This window comes from Nostoc sp. S13 (assembly GCF_029379315.1).
In the GTDB taxonomy this organism is placed as follows: domain Bacteria; phylum Cyanobacteriota; class Cyanobacteriia; order Cyanobacteriales; family Nostocaceae; genus Nostoc.
In genome coordinates this window covers 1-18,246 of sequence record NZ_JAQYWQ010000051.1, presented here as the reverse complement: position 1 = coordinate 18,246, position 18,246 = coordinate 1, and the positions used below count along the sequence as shown (strand labels likewise).

The window sequence follows — 18,246 nt, the reverse complement described above, 5'->3', positions numbered from 1 at the left end:
ATGGGCGTAATTAATTCTAGATAACTTTGAAACGCAAAGGGGCGCAGAGGAAACCCCAGAGGAACGCAGAGGATGACTCTGTGTTCCTTTGGGTTTAAACTTTAACTGCTGTCTCTTTCTCCTCGCCTTTTGGTTGTGAACTCAGCCGATCTAAAATCTCTAAAACCTCTTGTTCAAAAGCAACTTGGGCGCGATTAGTTTTGCCACCGACATACAAGCGATCGCCTTTTTGCAATGCCCATATTTGCGAGTGGGAAAAGTAACTCATCACCACACCCAGCATTAGTAAACCAAACCCTGAGTAAACAATTGGTATGCCTGGATCGGCTTTAATTTGTAAGCCAGTGCTGCCAATGACTTCGAGAATTTTCAGCTTCACGCCATTGATTTCGGTGAACATCCCAGCGCGGACAGTATCAACAAGTTTGCCAGTGGCATCATAAATTAATACCATCCCTTGCAAGTCTTTGGCTAACAGGGAGACACCCTCACTCAAATCCGGTTTAGTCGGAACCCAGGTTCCCCAAATCCGCCCCTTACCGTTGGTGTTCAATTGCGCCATCGGTAGCTGAAAAATCGGGCTGTTGTTAAATTGGACGCGAACAGCTGCAAGTCCCCAATCTGTTTGATAGAAAGTTACGCCATGATATCGCAAAGGCTCGTTGACAAAAATCTTCTTATGCTCAACTTCCTTTCCCTGATTATTTAAGACAGACAAATCTGAATAAAATTGATCAATTCCGCCAGATGGTGTGTAGTCAATCCAAAAACGATTGACGCGCACAGACCAATCTTTCGGGACTTGGGCTGCTGCTAAGGGGCCAGCATCGACAATATTTGTCACTTTAAATGTATCGCCACTGGCAACCATTTCCTGAGCAAGAAACCCAGTCATCGCCCCCCAAATTCCCCCTAGCAGAATAGCGACGATGCCAATATGAACAATAATTGGGCCGATGCGTCCGACTATTCCCTTGCGGGCGTAGAGGAGATTTTCTTTTTCAAGATCAAGAAAAATTTTATAGCGGCGTTTTTGTAATATTTGACTGAGAGAATTCAGGGAACCAGTATCTAGTTCTGCACTCAAAGCTAACTTTTGAAATTGCCGGGGTTCTTCGTAATATTTCCAGCGCTGGGCGGCTTTTAAGGCTGGTAACTGACGGGTAAAAGAACAAGCAGTTAAGCTAGTACCAAATAAGATCAGTAATGCCAGAAACCACCAAGTACGATATACGTGGTCTAACCCAACTACCTGAATTACCTTCCAAGTTAAGAAACCAAATAAAGCTGGATGTTCTGGATAGTTAGTCTGATAGAATGCGGGTGACTGACCTTGTTCAATTACAGTACCGGTGGAGCTAAAGATTGCAATCAATAGCAGTAGGGCGATCGCTAGTCGTAAGTTAGTCAGTACAGGCAAAAGCTCCTGCCGTAAAAACTGCCCAGGTACTGCCCACCATTTTAATTCTTTTGACGCTGAATCTTCTAAAGTCATTAGGTATAAAATCTAAAAAAGTATTGATATTAAAAACTGCCAAGGGGAATCCGAGAAATTAAGGAAAATACACCGAATCCTACCAACAGCGCCCCGCTAACTGGGTTAATCCAACCAGACCAGCGACGCAATTCTAGTAACTTTTTAATTGAAGCTGTAAAAGTACCCGCCAAAATCAATGGTGCTACATAACCGGCTGTATAAGAAAGTAGCAAAACAGCGCCTAAAATTAAGTCTTGTGTATTGGCAATCCAACCCAGTAAGCTGGCTAAAACAGGCGTGCTACAAGGGGATGCGACTAAGCCGAAAGTCAGCCCCAGCAAATAGGAACGCAATCCTGCTGGTAAATCTGGCGAAATCCAATTGGTTTCACCCAAGGATGGAAATTGCAGAGGTAGTGCTTCTAGTAAGTTCAGCCCCATGAGAATGGCGATAATGCTGACGATAATCGGCAAACCAATTCCCACTTGACCGTATACTTTTCCCACAAAAGCTGCTATGATACCAAGTCCTGCCAATGTAGTTGCTAATCCCAAAGCAAACCAAGTTGATTGGGCTGCTGCTTGCAGGCGGCTTTTGGCTTCATAACCGCCGATGTAACCAATGGTAATTGGTAGCATAGAAAGCATACAGGGTGTGAGACTGGTGAGCAAGCCAGCGGCAAAGATGATACCAATACTGATCACGCTAAGGTGTGTTAGTTGGTTAGAAACAAGGCTGTTGGCAAATTGTTCTAGTTGGTAAATTTGGGTTTGCAGGTTATCAAGCATGGAAAGTTTCTGAGCGGAAAATGCTTACTCTGCTTGAATTTTAGCTTATTTTTGGATGTAGAGTCAGCATAAATAATTATCTGAACCTGATATCATTTAAATTTAACCTGCTCAAACAAATGTATCTAAAATACAACTAATCTCGCATTATTCCTGAAGAAGCACGCCTGGAGTATTTGGCATGATGATTGCATTACCCGGATTTCAGATTGTTACTTTGTTAAAAGCAGGGGTAAAAGCAGTCATATACCGTGGAATTAAGCTTAAAGATCAGTGTCCGGTAATTATCAAAGGGCTACGTCCAGAACAGTGTACACCGAATAATATTGAACAACTCAAACATGAGTATGCGATCGCTCAAAGGTTAAACACCGCCGCCGCACTCAAAGCCTACGCCTTAGAGATGCACCAGGGAATTCCTTATTTAATTATGGAGGATTTTGGAGGGCGATCGCTCGACGAGTTGCTAGACCAATTTCAACAGCCTGTTCCGTTTCTGAAGATTGCCATTGAAATCACCAGCAAACTCGCACAAATCCACACTTATAACATTGTCCACAAGGATATTAAGCCGCAAAATATCTTAGTTAACCTCGAAACTAATCAGGTTAAAATCGCCGATTTTGGAATTGCTGCCTTTATTCCTTATGAGCAACAAATGGTTAGCAGTTCCAGTCGCATTGAAGGCAGTTTACCTTATTTGTCACCTGAGCAAACTGGGCGGATGAATCGAGGAATTGACCATCGCAGCGATTTGTATTCACTGGGAGTCACCTTTTATGAGATGCTCACAGGTCAGCTAGCGTTTCAAGGTCAAGACCCCTTAGAGTGGGTGCATTGTCATATTGCCAAATCTCCCCTATCCCCGACAAAGCTGAACTCTGATATTCCGCAAATGCTTTGTGACATCATGATGAAATTGCTGTCGAAGGAGGCAGAACAGAGGTATCAGAGCGCTTTAGGTTTGCAATTTGATCTGGAACGGTGCTTAAAGCAATTGGAGACAAGCGGACAAATCCAATCCTTTGTTTTGGGTGAGCAAGATATCTCAGAGCGCTTTCAAATTCCTCAAAAATTGTATGGGCGAGAACAAGAGATTGCCAAGCTTCTAGAAGCATTTGAGCGAGTTGTTCGCCAAGGAAAACTAGAGATTGTGTTCGTCTCTGGCTATGCTGGGGTTGGTAAATCTTCTCTGGTGAAGGAGATTCATAAACCTATTGTCAGAGAACGTGGGGTTTTTATCTGTGGTAAATTTGATCAGTACAAACGAGATATTCCTTATTCCACCATTGTTCAAGCTTTTCAAACACTCGTTCGACAAATTTTAACACAGCCTAAAGCTCAACTTGCCACCTGGAAAAAGCGAATACAAGCAGCATTAGGGAACAATGGTAGACTAATCGCTGATGTAATTCCAGAAGTTGAACTAATCGTTGGAGAACAGTCTCCTATACCAGAGTTGGGGCCTGCTGAATCTCAAAACCGATTCAATTTGGTGTTTCAAAACTTTATCAATGTCTTTGCTCAAAAAGAGCATCCACTCACTGTTTTTTTGGATGATATGCAGTGGGCAGATAGCGCTACTTTGAATTTAATTCAAACTATTATTACTGGCTCTAGTATCCAATATATCTGCTTCATTTTGGCGTATCGAGATAATGAAGTAGATGTTCTACATCCCTTTAGTTTGATGATAAAGAAGGTTCGGCAGCATGGAGCAAGAACAACTGAAATTATTCTTAAACCGTTGAATCTTGCCTATGTTAATCAGTTGATTGCTGATACCTTACATAGTTCAGCAGAACAAGTAGCACCCCTGGCTGAATTGATTATCCAAAAAACTGATGGTAATCCTTTTTTTGTCAATGAATTTCTCAAAACACTCCATCAAGAAAATCTGCTAAATTTTCACCCCCCTCAATCCCCCCTTAGCAAGGGAGGGTGGCAATGGAATCTAGCTAAGATTGAAGCTCAAGCTATTACAGATAATATTGTCAATTTGATGATTAGGCGGATGCAAAAACTGCCAAGAGCAACTCAACAGGTGCTGAAGTTAGCCTCTTGCATCGGTAATCGCTTTGATTTAGAAGTTTTAGCGATCGTTGGTGAACAATCTCTTGAAGAAACGGCAAATGCACTGGTTGAAGCAATTTTAAGAGGGTTAATTATTTCCATTGAGTCAGATGAAAGTGTTGATAAAAACTATCGTTTCTACCATGATCGAGTTCAACAAGCTGCTTATGCCTTAATTGCCGATGAATCAAAGTCGGCTGTTCACCTAAAGATTGGGCAGCTTTTGCTAAAGAATGCTAGTCAGGAACAAGTGAACGAGCAAGTTTTTGATCTAGTCAATCAACTTAATCTCGCTGTGGATCTGATTATTGAACAAACACAAAAAGATGAATTGGTGCGATTGAATTTAATCGCTGGTAAAAAGGCAAAAGCTTCCACAGCCTACACTCATGCTAAAAGATTTTTTAGCGTTGCCATGAATCTTTTAGCTGAAAATGACTGGATTGAACAATATGAACAAACATTTACTTTATTTAGAGAACGGGCTGAGTGTGAATTTTTAATAGGAAATTTAGAGCAAGCGGAAGAATTATTTGATCTTCTATTGCTCATAGCAGAATCTTCTGTGGAAAAATCTAATATTTATATGCTGCAAATCAGGCTTTATCAAGTTGCAGGGAGGTATGAAGAAGCGTTGACATTGGGATTAGAAGCCTTAAAACTTTTTGAGGTGACATTCCCTGATTTAAATGAGCAAGTGCAAAGTGCGCTCGCTATTGAAAAAAACCAGGTATTAATAAATTTAGGTGATAGACAAGTCTGTGATTTAATTAATGCCCCGGTGATCCAAGATCCAAATATTAAGACATTGATTAGTCTGTTGACGACTTTAGGCCCACCTACTTATCTCGGTAGACCCCATCTGTTTCCGTTAGTTGTACTTAAAGCAGTTAACTACTCACTCAAGTTTGGGAATACGGAAGATTCGTGTTTTGCTTACAGTATGTATGCCATGTTGTTAGTTTCCATCTTCCATGATATTCCTACAGGCTACGCATTTTCTGAGATGACAATTCAATTGAATGAAAAGTTACATGACTTGAAACTTAGAGGAGTTGTTCTACACATTCATGGAAGTCATATCAACGTTTGGCGTAACCATATTGCTACTGATATTCCCTTTTTAGAGAGGGGATTTATCGGCTGTGTAGAAGCAGGTGATGTGACAATGGCAAACTACAACGGCTATCAAGGCTCGTGGCAAATTATCCAGTTAGGTTCTCCACTTACAGAAACATACAAATCTCTAGAAAAATACACCACCTTTGCCCGCCAGTCTAAACACGAGGCTGTCTATCAGACAATTAGATTACAGCAGATGCTACTGATGAATCTGCGCGGACTTACTCACCATAACCTGGCTCTAAGTAATGACGAATTTGATGAACCACGCGCTTTATCTATTATTACAGATACAGGTTTTGTCAGTGGAATTATTTTTTATCACATTATCAAATTAATTATCTTTGTTACCTATGGGCAGTATGCAGAAGCACTTAAGTATGCCTTGAAATTGTCCAATTTACCAGTTTTGACACTGGCATTACCAATTGAAACAGATTATGTCTTATATTACTCACTGACTCTAACGGCTCTTTATCTAACAGTAACTGATCAAAAGCAAGAAGAGTTTTTACAAACCTTAGAATGCCATCAGCAGCAATTGCAATACTGGGCTAACCACTGCCCTGCAAACTTCTTACATAAGTCTCAATTAGTTGCTGCTGAAATAGCTCGGATTGAGGGTCGAGACTTGGAAGCAATGCGCCTGTATGAGCAATCAATTGCTTCAGCCCGTGAGCAGGGATTTGTGCAATATGAAGCTTTGGCTAATGAGCTAGGCGCTAAGTTTTACTTGGAGCGGGAGTTTGAATTAATTGCCAAAAGCTATTTGCAAGCAGCTAAAAATGCCTATGTGCGCTGGGAGGCATTTGCTAAAGTCAAGCATCTTGAAGAATCCTATCCTCAGCTATTACCACAACAGCTTGTCTCTAACGGAACGTTTTTCACCACAGGTGAACATCTAGACTTTTTATCAGTAGTTAAAGCGTCTCAAACTATATCTAGTGAAATTGTTCTTTCGCGGTTGTTGAAGACATTAATGCAAATTGTCATCGAACAAGCAGGAGCAGAAATCGGTTATTTGTTGCTTGAACACGAGCAAAATCTGGTGATCGAAGTAGAAGCTAAGGTTAATCCTCTAGCAGAAAAGCTCAATGTTTCTCGACCTGTATTAAAAGGTGAAATTTCACAGGTTATTCCGCAATCAATGCTGAATTATGTTCAACGAACTCAAGAAACAGTGATTTTGCAGAATGCCACTGAGCAGAATCTGTTTTCAAAAGACGAGTATGTAATTCAAAAGCAACCTAAATCTGTACTTTGTTTGCCGATCGCTCGTCAGTCGAAATTACTTGGTATTTTATATTTAGAAAACAATCTGATCTCCAGCGCCTTTACACAGGAAAAACTTTCTATACTGGAAATCTTGACAGTTCAAATTGCCATTTCTCTAGAAAATGCTCGTCTTTATCAAGGTCTAGAAGACAGCCAAGCACAACTCAATATGGCGTTAAAATCTGCCCAAATCGGTGTTTGGAGTTGGGATATTGCCAACGATCGCTTTGACTTGGATGAGCAGATTTATCAACTATTTGGGTTAACACCTCAAACATTTGTTGCCACCTCCCAAGCGCTTTTAGCCCGCCTGCATCCAGATGATCGAGGATTGCTGGCTCAATCGTTGAGTCGAGCGATTAATGAAGGCGTGGAGCATAATTTAGAATATCGAATTATTCGAGATGACGCCAGTATCCGCTACGCAGCGTGTCGGGGAAAAGCCTTTTTCAACCAAGCTGGTAAAGCCACACACATGAGTGGTATTGTGCTTGATATCACCGCTCGCAAAAAATCTGAAGCCGAACGTATCCAACTGATTCAAGAGCAAACCGCCCGACAGGAAGCAGAAGCCGATCAGCAACGAGCAGCGTTTTTGGCTCAAGTCAGTGCAACCCTCGCCTCTTCCCTCGATTACGAAAGTACGCTAGCAAGCGTGGCAAACCTAGTTGTGCCTGACTTCGCCGATTGGTGCGGCGTTGATCTGCTCCAAGACAACCAATCAATTAATCGGGTAGCAGTTGCTCACCGAGATCCAGAGAAAGTTAAACTTGGCTGGGAACTTTATCAGCTTTATCCGAGAAAGTTGGATGCACCTGAAGGTGTGCCGAAAGTGCTGCGTACCGGTCAAAGTGAAATGATAGCTGAGATTTCAGATGCAGCCCTAGCAGCAGCCATCCCAGATCCAGAATATCTGCGGATTCTGCGTGAACTTGGTTTAAAGTCTTGTATAATCTTGCCCTTGGTGGCACGCGGACGGATTTTTGGTGCTATTTCCTTTGTAACTGCTGAATCAGAACGTCGTTACAGCCCGGCTGACTTGTCACTAGCGGAAGATGTTGCCCATCGAGCGGCGATCGCCATCGATAATGCCCGCCTTTACCAAGAAGCACAGCAGGCACAAAGAACAGCAGAGCGAGCCTTAGAGCGCATTGCCCGTCTCCAGTCGATCACGGCTGCCCTTTCAGAATTACTGACACCAGCCCAAGTATCTGAAGTCATTGTAGACCAGAGCATGGCTGCCTTGGGAGCCAGTTGTGTCCTCGTCGCCTTGCTGAATAAAAGTAAAACTGAACTGGAAATTGTGCGGGCGGTTGGCTTTAACCAAGATTTGCTGAATACTTGGCGTAATTTTCCCATAGATTCACCTTCTCCTTTAGCAGAAGCTGTGCGGACTGGGCAACCTATTTGGGCTGAACCAATACAAAATCGGGTAGCTCGTTACCCGCATTTGGCCCAAGCTTACGCCCAATATGACTTTGAAGCCTGGATTTCTATTCCGTTGATGGTGGAGGGTTGGGCAGTTGGCGGTATAACTTTGGGATTTGCCCAGCTTCAACAACTTAGTGGGGAAGATCAAGCATTTATCTTGGCTATTGCTCAACAATGCGCCCAAGCGATCGCTCGCGCTCATCTCTATGAAGCCGAACGAACGGCACGAAGTGCAGCAGAATCAGCAAATCGCATCAAAGATGAATTTCTCGCCGTGCTGTCCCATGAACTGAGAACACCGCTTAACCCGATTCTGGGTTGGGCAAAACTGATGCGGAGCCGCAAGCTTGACCAAGCAACAAGCGATCGCGCCCTAGAAACCATTGAGCGCAACGCCAAGTTACAAACTCAATTGATTGAAGATTTGCTTGATGTCTCCCGCATCCTTCAGGGTAAACTTAACCTTAACTTCGAGCAGATTAATTTGGTATCAGTGATTGTAGCTGCGATCGAGACAGTGCGTTTATCGGGCGAGGCTAAGTCTATCCAGATTCAGACAATTCTTGAATCTGGTGTCGGGCCAGTTTTAGGCGATGCCAATCGATTGCAACAAGTCATTTGGAATATCCTTTCCAATGCGATTAAGTTTACTCCTAGCGGGGGACAGGTAAAAATTAAATTAGAGCAAGTCGGCCCACAGCTACAAATCTGCGTCACTGACACAGGAAAGGGGATTGCACCTGAGTTCTTACCTTATGTCTTTGATTATTTCCGTCAAGCAGATGGTGCGACAACTCGAAAATTTGGCGGTTTAGGTTTAGGATTAGCGATCGTTCACCATCTTGTAGAACTTCACGGGGGAACTGTTCAAGCAGAAAGCCTGGGTGAAGGTAAAGGAGCAACTTTCACTGTTAGACTTCCATGTTTACAGGATGAAAGCAAAGGAATCAAGGATACAAAGGATAACTCCTCACTTGTGGCGGCTCAGTCCTTGCCCCTGTCTGGCTTAGAGATTCTCGTGGTGGATGATGATGCAGATATGCGACAATTTTTGCCCTTCATGCTAGAGCAATATGGTGCAACGGTAACAGTTGCAGCCTCAGCCATTGCAGCTTTAACTGCCCTGAGTCAATCCCAGCCAAATTTGATCATCAGCGATATCGGGATGCCAGAAATGGATGGTTATATGCTGATGCAAGAGGTGAGGAGTTTGGAACCAGAGCAAGGCGGGACAATTCCAGCGATCGCTTTAACTGCCTATGCTGGCGAGATAGATCATCAGCAAGCGATCGCTGTCGGATTTCAACTGCATATTTCCAAGCCTGTAGATCCAGAAGAATTAGTGAAGGCGATCGTCTTATTAGACTTATCGAAACAGAATAAAGGCGTCAGTCCTCAGAATTCAGCATGAATTCTGTACGAGTGGCATGTCTAAGAACAAAGTTGCTCCTCTTCTCCCCCTCTCCCTTTGCGCTGAATCCCCAAGCCCCTTAAGAAAGGTGGTCGGGGTCAATCCAAAATCCAAAATCCAAAATCCAAAATCCAAAATCGATTGACGATCCCCAGAAGACTTGTGTGTAAACAGTAGCAGGGCTTCGGAGTATCACTGCATCTGCACTTTGGTCATATGACGCTTGTTGGTATCCATTTCCACCTTCCTGTACAGGATGACGCTAGCTGAACAAGCGATTAAACTATGGATAATATCAAGTAATTAATTGTTGCTTTTAACACCACTTACATAAATTTAATTTCATTGTTAACTCTAAAATCTCATCCTGCTATAGAAAATACCAATTATGTCAGTGTATCAAGGAAGTTCTGGGGAGACCACCGATTTGATTATTGGTATTCACAACCAAGAAAACCTCGAATTACAAGGAAATTCTGCTCCTGGGGGTGCTCTTGCCACAAGACAAGGAACTTTTTCTACGTTTCTTGCTCCCCTGACTCAGGATACTTTTAAACAAGTCGTTAAGGATGTCGAGCGAAAATTACAGATTGTCCATCAGACCCTATCAATGCTCGATTCTCAGGGATTTGAAACTCTTTTGCAAGAAATGTTGCATTCGATTACCTTGAAAACCGGAGAATTACTGGGGGCAGACCGGACGACGATATTTTTATTGGATGAAGAAAAACAAGAACTCTGGTCAATTCTGGCTGAGGGAGAGAACCATCGCTCTTTAGAAATTCGCATCCCCGCCGATAAAGGCATTGCTGGGGAAGTCGCCACCTTCAAGGAAGTTATCAATATTCCCTTTGATTTTTATAGTGACCCGCGATCGCATTTTGCTCAAGAACAAGAAAAAAGAACTGGCTATCGCACTTACACCATGCTGGCTTTGCCATTGTTGAATGAACATGGAAAGTTAGTTGCAGTAGTACAATTACTTAATAAATTAAAATCTGTTAATAATTCTGATGCTCCACTTGCAGAGCGCATTGATACCAAAGGTTTCATCTATGCTGACGAGCAATTATTTCAAGAATTTGCACCTTCGATTCGCCTGATTTTAGAGTCCTCGCGCTCTTTTTATGTAGCCACTCAAAAACAAAGAGCAGTGGCGGCGCTGATGAAGGCGATTAAGTCCCTTTCTCAAAGCAGTCTCGACTTGGAAGACACTCTTAAGCGGGTGATGGATGAAGCCAAGGAACTGATGAATGCCGATCGCAGTACACTATGGTTAATAGACCGCGATCGTCATGAATTGTGGACGAAAATCACCCAGGACGATGGTTCAACTAAAGAGTTGCGAGTCCCTGTAGGTAAAGGCTTTGCTGGTCTAGTAGCGGTTTCTGGCAAGAAACTAAATATTGCCTTTGACTTGTACTACCATCCTGACTCGGAGACAGCCAAAGAACTCGACCAGCAAAATGGCTATCGCACCTGTAGCTTATTTTGTATGCCAGTATTTAACGGCGATCAACAATTAATTGGCGTTACCCAGCTAGTAAATAAAAAGAAATCTGGTGATTTTCCACCTTATAATCCAGCTGATTGGCCCAAAGCTCCCGACTGCTTCCAAGCTAGCTTTGACCGCAACGATGAAGAGTTCATGGAAGCTTTTAATATTCAAGCCGGAGTCGCGCTGCAAAATGCCCAGTTGTTTGCCACAGTTAAGCAACAAGAACAAATGCAACGGGATATTCTGCGTAGTCTTTCCAATGGAGTGGTTTCCACTGATAAAACTGGATTAATTATCGCCGCTAATGAAAGTGCCAAGCGTTTACTAGGACTCGAACCAGAAGATCGGTTAGAAGGTAAATTAGTTACTGATGCGATCGCCATCAAAGAAGGTGACTTTAGCAAGTGGTATCAGGATGCTTTACATGCAGTTGACTTAAAAGGCCGTCAGCAATATTACCCCGATCGCACACTCCTAAGTACTAGCATAAAACAGCACAGTATCAATTTATCGATTAACACAATTGCCGATGCTAGCGACCAAGACCAAGTGCGTGGGGTGCTAGTGGTGATGGAAGATATCAGTGATGAGAAGCGGCTCAAGAGTACGATGTATCGCTACATGACCCAGGAATTAGCCGAAGAATTGCTGAAATTGGATGATGCTAAACTAGGGGGCGATCGCAAAGAAGTTTCGATTTTATTTTCCGATATTCGCGGCTACACCACTTTAACGGAAAGCTTGGAAGCAGAAGAAGTGGTGAGTATGCTCAATGAATATTTTGAATCAATGGTGGAGGCAGTCTTTAAACATAAAGGCACCCTTGACAAATACATCGGCGACGCCATCATGGCTGTGTTTGGTTCTCCCCTACCGTTGAAAGAACACGCTTGGATGGCAGTGCAAACAGCCTTAGAAATGCGCCTTCGGCTGCACGAATTTAATCAACGTCGCCACACAGCTAATAAGGACAAAATCAAGATTGGGATTGGCATCAATTCTGATACCGTCATTAGTGGGAATATTGGCTCTAGCAAGCGAATGGAATTTACCGCCATTGGCGATGGCGTTAATCTTGGCTCCCGATTAGAAAGTGTCAGTAAACAGTATGGTTGCGATATTATTATTAGCCATAACACTTTTAAACCATGCCAAGATTATATTTGGGCTAGGGAACTAGATTACATTCGTGTCAAGGGCAGAAATGAGCCAGTAGCCATATATGAATTATTGGGTTTGCGTTCCAATCCGATTGAAAGCGAAAAATTGCAAGTGATTGACCACTATCAGAAAGGGCGCGAGTATTACCTTAAGCAGGATTTTAATCTTGCAAGAGCTGAGTTTGCTAATGTTTTGGCAGCAGACAACCAAGACAAAGCTGCTATGTTGCATCTGTTGCGTTGTCAGCATTGGTTACAATCACCCCCAACAGAATTAGATTGGGATGAAGGAGTTTGGACATTTCTAGAAAAATAGCTTAGGGACTTCCAAATAAAAAAATATCCCAAAACTGACACAAAAACCCTCTCTATTTCTCTTCTTTATATATTCTCTGCGTCTGGAGTGGTTCGTTTCTTTAGATAATTTCTTTCTTAGAAGTCCGTTAGTTGTTTTTACTTGTTAACAGTTCATATGCTAATAAGCTATCGGCAGCATATTTAATCACATCAAATGACATTCCCGATCTTTCAACAATATCTAGCAGAGTATGTTGACCATCAGATAAATTTAAAACCCACAAAGTTGCCATTTGATTTAGCCGACTATCTTGATCACCATTGTATGGCTGATATAGACCCCTTCTGCCCAACTGTGGCTCACATTTAGGATTTTGGTTGTAGTAAATGTGATTATTATTGAGGATATCTAATATCGAACGACATTGAAAGAATGACTCAGCAAGATATTGGGGTTGAACAAAATTTAAATCATCGGCTGAGGTGTGATATTCGGGAAAACATTCATGAGGCGATCGCATCAAGCAACCTACAGCTAAATTAAATCCAGGTGAGCAATATTGTCGCTCATCATAGCCATAAGGAAAGAAATCGATAATTTTGTAATCCTGTTTTGAGTTTCTGAGTACATAAGCAGCAACTTTATCAATTTCAGTATCACCTCTACGGCTTTTTTTGTAAGTAAAGTTGCCAGAATCTCCTAAACAACTTAATACCAATCCATGTTTAATATTATTTACTTTAGCCTCGTTGAGAGCCAACCATGTAATTGAACCAATGGTTGCTGGAATCCAGAGAAATCGATAGGAATATCTTGGTGTAGTTTGACTTAAATATTTAGCGATAAAAGTAGCGATCGCAATTCCCGAAAGATTATCATTACACAGTGAGGGATGACAGACGGGACAAGAAATTAAGACTTCATCAGTACTGTCTCCTGGAATATAATACTCACCATAGCTCAGATGACCTGGTTCGAGGGAGGAATCAATAAATACTTCATATTCTTGATCATTTAGTTCCAAATATTGATTGTGACTCAGGCAAAAACCCCAAGTTTCTTTATAATATCAAGTGCGGAAGGGAATCTAGTCAGGATACTCAGGCACTGTAAATAGATGCGTTTGGAGTTCTGTCAGCAATACTTTTTTGTGAACCGGAAGGCTGTAGCTAACAATATGCAGATTTGAGTTAGCAAAATCTACAACTTTCTTACCTTGGGAATTTTTAATATAGGCATCTTTAATATTCCATTCTTTCGGAACTGTCCAATCGAAAACTTGAGTGCCAGTTGGAACTTCATGAACCGATAAAGGAATATACTCACTAATAATCTTCAGGGTGTTTCTAACGCCATTACCTGTAATACTACGACAAATAGGATATAGCTGATAAACTAGTTGATAAAGTTCCTGAGCAATTTGCTCTGAGGGTGTTTTTATACTACTAAGATTCATATATAGGACTGATATTTGATTTTTGAAATATACGTAGGGTGCGTTACGCCAAAGGCTAACGCACCACCTCTGATTCCAGGTGCGTTACGCTACGCGATAACACACCCTACATATACTTAGATTTTTTCACAAATCAAATCGGAACTAGCAATTTCTATTACCTGACTTTCCTGGTTTAATTGGAAAGTTTCTACTACCAAATCAACGTAGTTCTTGGCATGTTCCAACCAACTATCAGAGTAGGAAGAGAAATAAGCGTAGTCGCTAAAAATATTTTCCGGGCTAATATATTCTTGGAGTTGAACTAAAAAACACTTCTCGCAAACATAGACATGCAGAGGATAAAAAGACTCGACTTCATTGAGTTGTTTGAGACTGCGATAGCTTTCGCAGGGAGGAGACATACCTAAATCTACGAAGGTATGGTGCAACTCGGTCTCACAGAACTGACAGTTATTAGGGGTTGGTTGATTATTTGTTGGTTTTGATAAATTCATAATTTAGATTTTTTGGCAAAACAATTCAATCCGCTTGGTGTTAAGGCTAAAACTCTTTGTGAAAGTCAATTTCTTTTAACGAACCGCAGAAGCGCAGAGAGCACAGAGAGAAGGAAGAAATGCTTAACTGAACTATATTAATTTATAGTTACAGCTATTTATCTTTAGCCAACCTACTTTATAAAAGCTAGTATCCAAACTGATAACTTTATGACTTTGTTGGATAAAGAGGGGAGCTAATAATGAACCGATATAACTTTCAGTTCCAGTTACAAGTATTTTCATATTTTATGCTGCGATCGCAATTGGTGGGGGTTTTAATTCAGTAGGAATATTTTCTCCTAAAATAACAAGTAACTTGGCAACAATCTCATCTCTCAGGAAAGCAGTTTCATCTTGATTTAACCAAGCGAATAACTTTGCGATCGCTTGTGGAGAGCAATCGAGTTTAAGAATTTCTTGGAGCATACGCAAAGTTCCCATAACATTGCCAGTTTTCAGAGGAATGGCCGCCCGAATCAGACAATAATTGAAGTTATAGCTACGAGCTTGGGTTGTAATGTCTGCGCGATGTTCAGCAGGAAGATAACTCTCAGAAATTTCTATCCCCTGGCGGATAGATGTCGCCAGAATACCAGATGATAAGTCCTCATCTGTCTGTCTGTGGGAATGTATACGGTAACGAGCCAAACTTCCCGGTTCGTACCACCAATCATAAAAAACAGCAATGCGTTTATAAAGTTCCCATTCTGGAGCGCAAACTAACTTCAGATGATAACCTCCGAGTTGTTCATGAGTAACGCGACGAATGACAACCGCAGGCACTTGTAAAGGACATGTCACACCAATTTGCTGCAAAACAATTCCGAGGCATACCTTTATGGTCTCCAAACCAGGAAATTACTTCCCCTTTTTTAATTACTGTTCCTTTTTCATTGAAATATTCAAAATTTGTGAAAGCGGCTCCTACGGAATCTGGACACCCTTGAAGACTTTGCTGGAGTCGATCATAAAAACCTGGAAGCACACAGTCATCATCATGCAGGATATGAATCCACTGACCGCGACTGAGGGAAATGCCTGCATTGTGATTTGGCAGGACTCCAATATTTTGCTGATTGCGATAGTAGCGGATTACTCCTCCCCCAATACTATTTACTAGATCAAACAACGGTGGTGTACTGCCATTATCGATCACCAAAATTTCCATCTGCTCTGCCCCAGACCATTGCACCAAGACGCTAGCCAGACATTCAAGGAGATAATTAGTGCGGTTATATACCGGAATCACCACAGTCCAAAATGGTCGAGGTTTCTCTGGGTTTGTGACAGGTGGAATCGCTGGAAACTGATAAGTTTCAATAGTAATCTCGCCTTGAGGAATGGGTGGAGTCACCAGCATTTCTGGGATGATGGCAGAATTCTGGTAAGCGGCCACTGCTTTGGCGTAGTGGGGATTGAGTAAGCTCAACCCCTGACGATACACCGAAATCGCCTCTACAATCTGGTTTTGAGCTTGGTAAACCTGACCTAAACGGTTGTAGATTTCCCAGTTTTGAGGATTGACTTTTAAAGCTTGGTGATCGCATGCGTAGTTTACCGCCGCAGGCATCGCTGCTTCTAGCTGCTTTTGTTCTTGCAGAATGCTGCCTAAGTTATAATACACCTCTGACAAGTCTGGCTTAAGAGCGATCGCTTGTTGGTAATAGTCCAGCGCTTTCTGGATATAACCTGCTTGCCGAAAGGGAGTTGTTTCTTCCCGTGTTAACCAACTGAATAATGTTGCGATCGCTTTCGAGCTATGATCTATTTTTAGAGCCGCTTCTAACACTTGCCAAGCTTCAGTCAGATTCCCAGCCTGTAGAGGAATTAGGGCTAATTTTAGACAATAAACAAAATGATAACTTCGGCATTGGGCCGTAATCTCATCGGAGTCTTCAGTGGGAAAATAACTCTCTGACATTTCAATTGCCCGGCGGATGGATATCATCTGCTTCCCAGTCAGTAAAAGTTCGCTAGTCATATTATTAGCATGTTGGCGGTAACGAGCTAAGATTTCCGGCTGATACCACCAATCGTAAACAGCAGCAATGCGTTTATAAAGTTCCCAATCAGTTGTATAGGTCAATCCGGGATGAGATGCCCCCAATTGTTCGTGCGCCTCTCGACGAATCACCACCGCACGCATATTCAATAAGTTACTAACTCCAATGTGTTGCAACCAATTTTTAGCAATCCCTCGCTGCTCTCCATAGACTTGTCGGCAAAAAGTTACTTCCCCTTTCTCGTTAATATTTTGATAACCCGTAAAAGCTGCTCCTACAGAGTCTGAACACCCTTCTAAACTCTCTTGCAGCCGGGAATAAAAACCTGGGAGAATATAATCATCGTCGTGAAGTAAATGAACCCACCGACCGCGAGTTAGGGCAATTCCCGCATTCCAATTTTCTGGCAGACCGAGGTTTTGCGGGTTGCGGTAGTAGTGGATTATTCCTTGTCCAATACTATTCACCAGTTCAAATACTGGCGTTCTACTAGCATCGTCCATAACGATGATTTGCATCTGCTCTTCTCCCTGCCATTGTGCCAACACACTGGCAAGGCATTCGAGTAGATAATCGATACGGTTATATACAGTTACCACCACACTCCAGAAAGGACGATGGACTGTATCATCTACTAAGGTCTGGATAGCCGGAAAACCGTATTTACCTACAATTACCTCCTCTTGAGGAAGTGGGGGTGTAACTGGTACTTGTTGAGGAATTTCAGCATCCTCACCAGTTGCTAATGCTTTGGCATAGTGGGGATTAATTAGCTTTAACCCTTGTCGATAGGCAGAAACTGCTTTCTGGAATTGGTTCTGCTGCTGGTAAATTTTGCCTAAGTTCAAGTAAACTTCTCCATAGTTGGCATTAAGTTCCAAGAGTTTTTGATAAAAGGCGATCGCCTCTTCTAACTCCCCTTGTGATTGCAGTGTCAGTCCCAAGTTATAATAAGCTTCTAGCAAATCTGGCTGTAGTGCGATCGCTTGCTTATAATAACTAACAGCAGTTTTCAAATCCCCTGTTTTTTCCGGGCAAGACCCAATTTATGATTCAATTGTGCATAGTGCAATTGTTGCTCGCTAGGTAGCTTACCTTGAGCGTGCAACGCATTACCCAAATTCACGTCTGCTTCTATAAAGTCTGGCTTTAAGTCTAGAGCTTTTTGATAGTAGTTAATAGCTTCCTCAAATAGTCCTTGTTGTTGCAGAGCATAGCCCAAATTGTTGAAAATTGGCAGTGAAGCAGGTACTATGGTTAGAGCTTGACGGTAAGCTTTCTCTGCTTCCAAAAACTGTTCTTGAACTAAACGCAAATTACCTAAACTAAACCAAGTCTTAACAGAATCAGGTTGAACTTGCGAAGCCGCAGTTAGCCACTGTTCAGCAGTTTGAGATTGCCCCATCTGCTGCGCCAACATCCCTAAACTATATAAAGCTTCCGGGTGGTCAGGTTGTTTTTCCAGAACTTGACTATATAGGAGTTCAGCCTCCACTAAACGATTGGCTTGTTGATGTTGAACTGCTAGTTGAAGGATTTCAGCCACTTCTGTTTTGTATAGCGATTCAGATTCATCCCCTTGACCTAACTGATGCTTTTGTAACGCGATTTGAATGAGAGATTTAACTTTAAGTTCAGAAATATTTGTAATATTCATGGCTATCCCTCTTCTGTCACTTTCCGAGTATTCTTAATAAAAGGATTAAAAGAAAAAA

8 protein-coding genes and 2 pseudogenes are annotated in these 18,246 nt (G+C 42.1%); 2 read left to right on the top strand and 8 right to left on the bottom strand.

Annotation, left to right across the window (positions count from 1 at the left end; all coding sequences use genetic code 11):
* Window positions 1-94 precede the first annotated feature (94 nt).
* A complete protein-coding gene (locus PUQ00_RS16930) occupies window positions 95-1,495 on the bottom strand; it encodes a cytochrome c biogenesis protein (RefSeq protein ID WP_300418771.1) in 1,401 nt (466 codons plus the stop codon).
* Window positions 1,496-1,524: 29 nt separating this feature from the next.
* The gene (locus PUQ00_RS16925; protein ID WP_300418769.1) at window positions 1,525-2,265 is read right to left on the bottom strand and encodes a cytochrome c biogenesis protein CcdA; all 741 of its coding nucleotides are present in this window, start codon (window positions 2,263-2,265) and stop codon (window positions 1,525-1,527) included.
* A gap of 181 nt (window positions 2,266-2,446) precedes the next feature.
* On the opposite strand from PUQ00_RS16925, the gene PUQ00_RS16920 reads away from it, so the two are divergent.
* Together PUQ00_RS16920 and PUQ00_RS16915 are read left to right on the top strand one after the other, a co-directional pair.
* Window positions 2,447-9,577 (top strand): AAA family ATPase, encoded by a 7,131-nt coding sequence (locus PUQ00_RS16920; RefSeq protein ID WP_300418767.1) that lies wholly within the window; start codon window positions 2,447-2,449, stop codon window positions 9,575-9,577.
* Between the two features lie 388 nt (window positions 9,578-9,965).
* Window positions 9,966-12,551, top strand: a complete 2,586-nt coding sequence (locus tag PUQ00_RS16915; RefSeq protein ID WP_300418765.1) for an adenylate/guanylate cyclase domain-containing protein — start codon at window positions 9,966-9,968, stop codon at window positions 12,549-12,551.
* Window positions 12,552-12,678: 127 nt separating this feature from the next.
* Here the strand turns inward: PUQ00_RS16915 and PUQ00_RS16905 are convergent.
* The 6 genes and pseudogenes from PUQ00_RS16905 to PUQ00_RS16880 form a co-directional block, all read right to left on the bottom strand.
* Window positions 12,679-13,989, bottom strand: a pseudogene (locus PUQ00_RS16905) (DUF4910 domain-containing protein).
* A gap of 116 nt (window positions 13,990-14,105) precedes the next feature.
* A complete protein-coding gene (locus PUQ00_RS16900) occupies window positions 14,106-14,486 on the bottom strand; it encodes a hypothetical protein (protein WP_300418763.1) in 381 nt (126 codons plus the stop codon).
* Between the two features lie 165 nt (window positions 14,487-14,651).
* A pseudogene (locus PUQ00_RS16895) lies at window positions 14,652-14,771 on the bottom strand (NAD-dependent dehydratase); the annotation flags it as partial.
* Window positions 14,772-14,774: 3 nt separating this feature from the next.
* Window positions 14,775-15,329, bottom strand: a complete 555-nt coding sequence (locus tag PUQ00_RS16890; protein WP_300418762.1) for a hypothetical protein — start codon at window positions 15,327-15,329, stop codon at window positions 14,775-14,777.
* Complete coding sequence (locus PUQ00_RS16885) at window positions 15,277-17,547, bottom strand: glycosyltransferase (RefSeq protein ID WP_300418761.1); 2,271 nt, start codon at window positions 17,545-17,547, stop codon at window positions 15,277-15,279. The genes PUQ00_RS16890 and PUQ00_RS16885 overlap by 53 nt, the downstream gene beginning before the upstream one ends.
* Window positions 17,544-18,188 carry a tetratricopeptide repeat protein gene (locus tag PUQ00_RS16880; protein WP_300418760.1) on the bottom strand — a complete coding sequence of 215 codons (645 nt, stop codon included), beginning with the start codon at window positions 18,186-18,188 and terminating at the stop codon, window positions 17,544-17,546. Before PUQ00_RS16880 ends, PUQ00_RS16885 begins: the two co-directional genes overlap by 4 nt.
* Window positions 18,189-18,246: the final 58 nt, after the last annotated feature.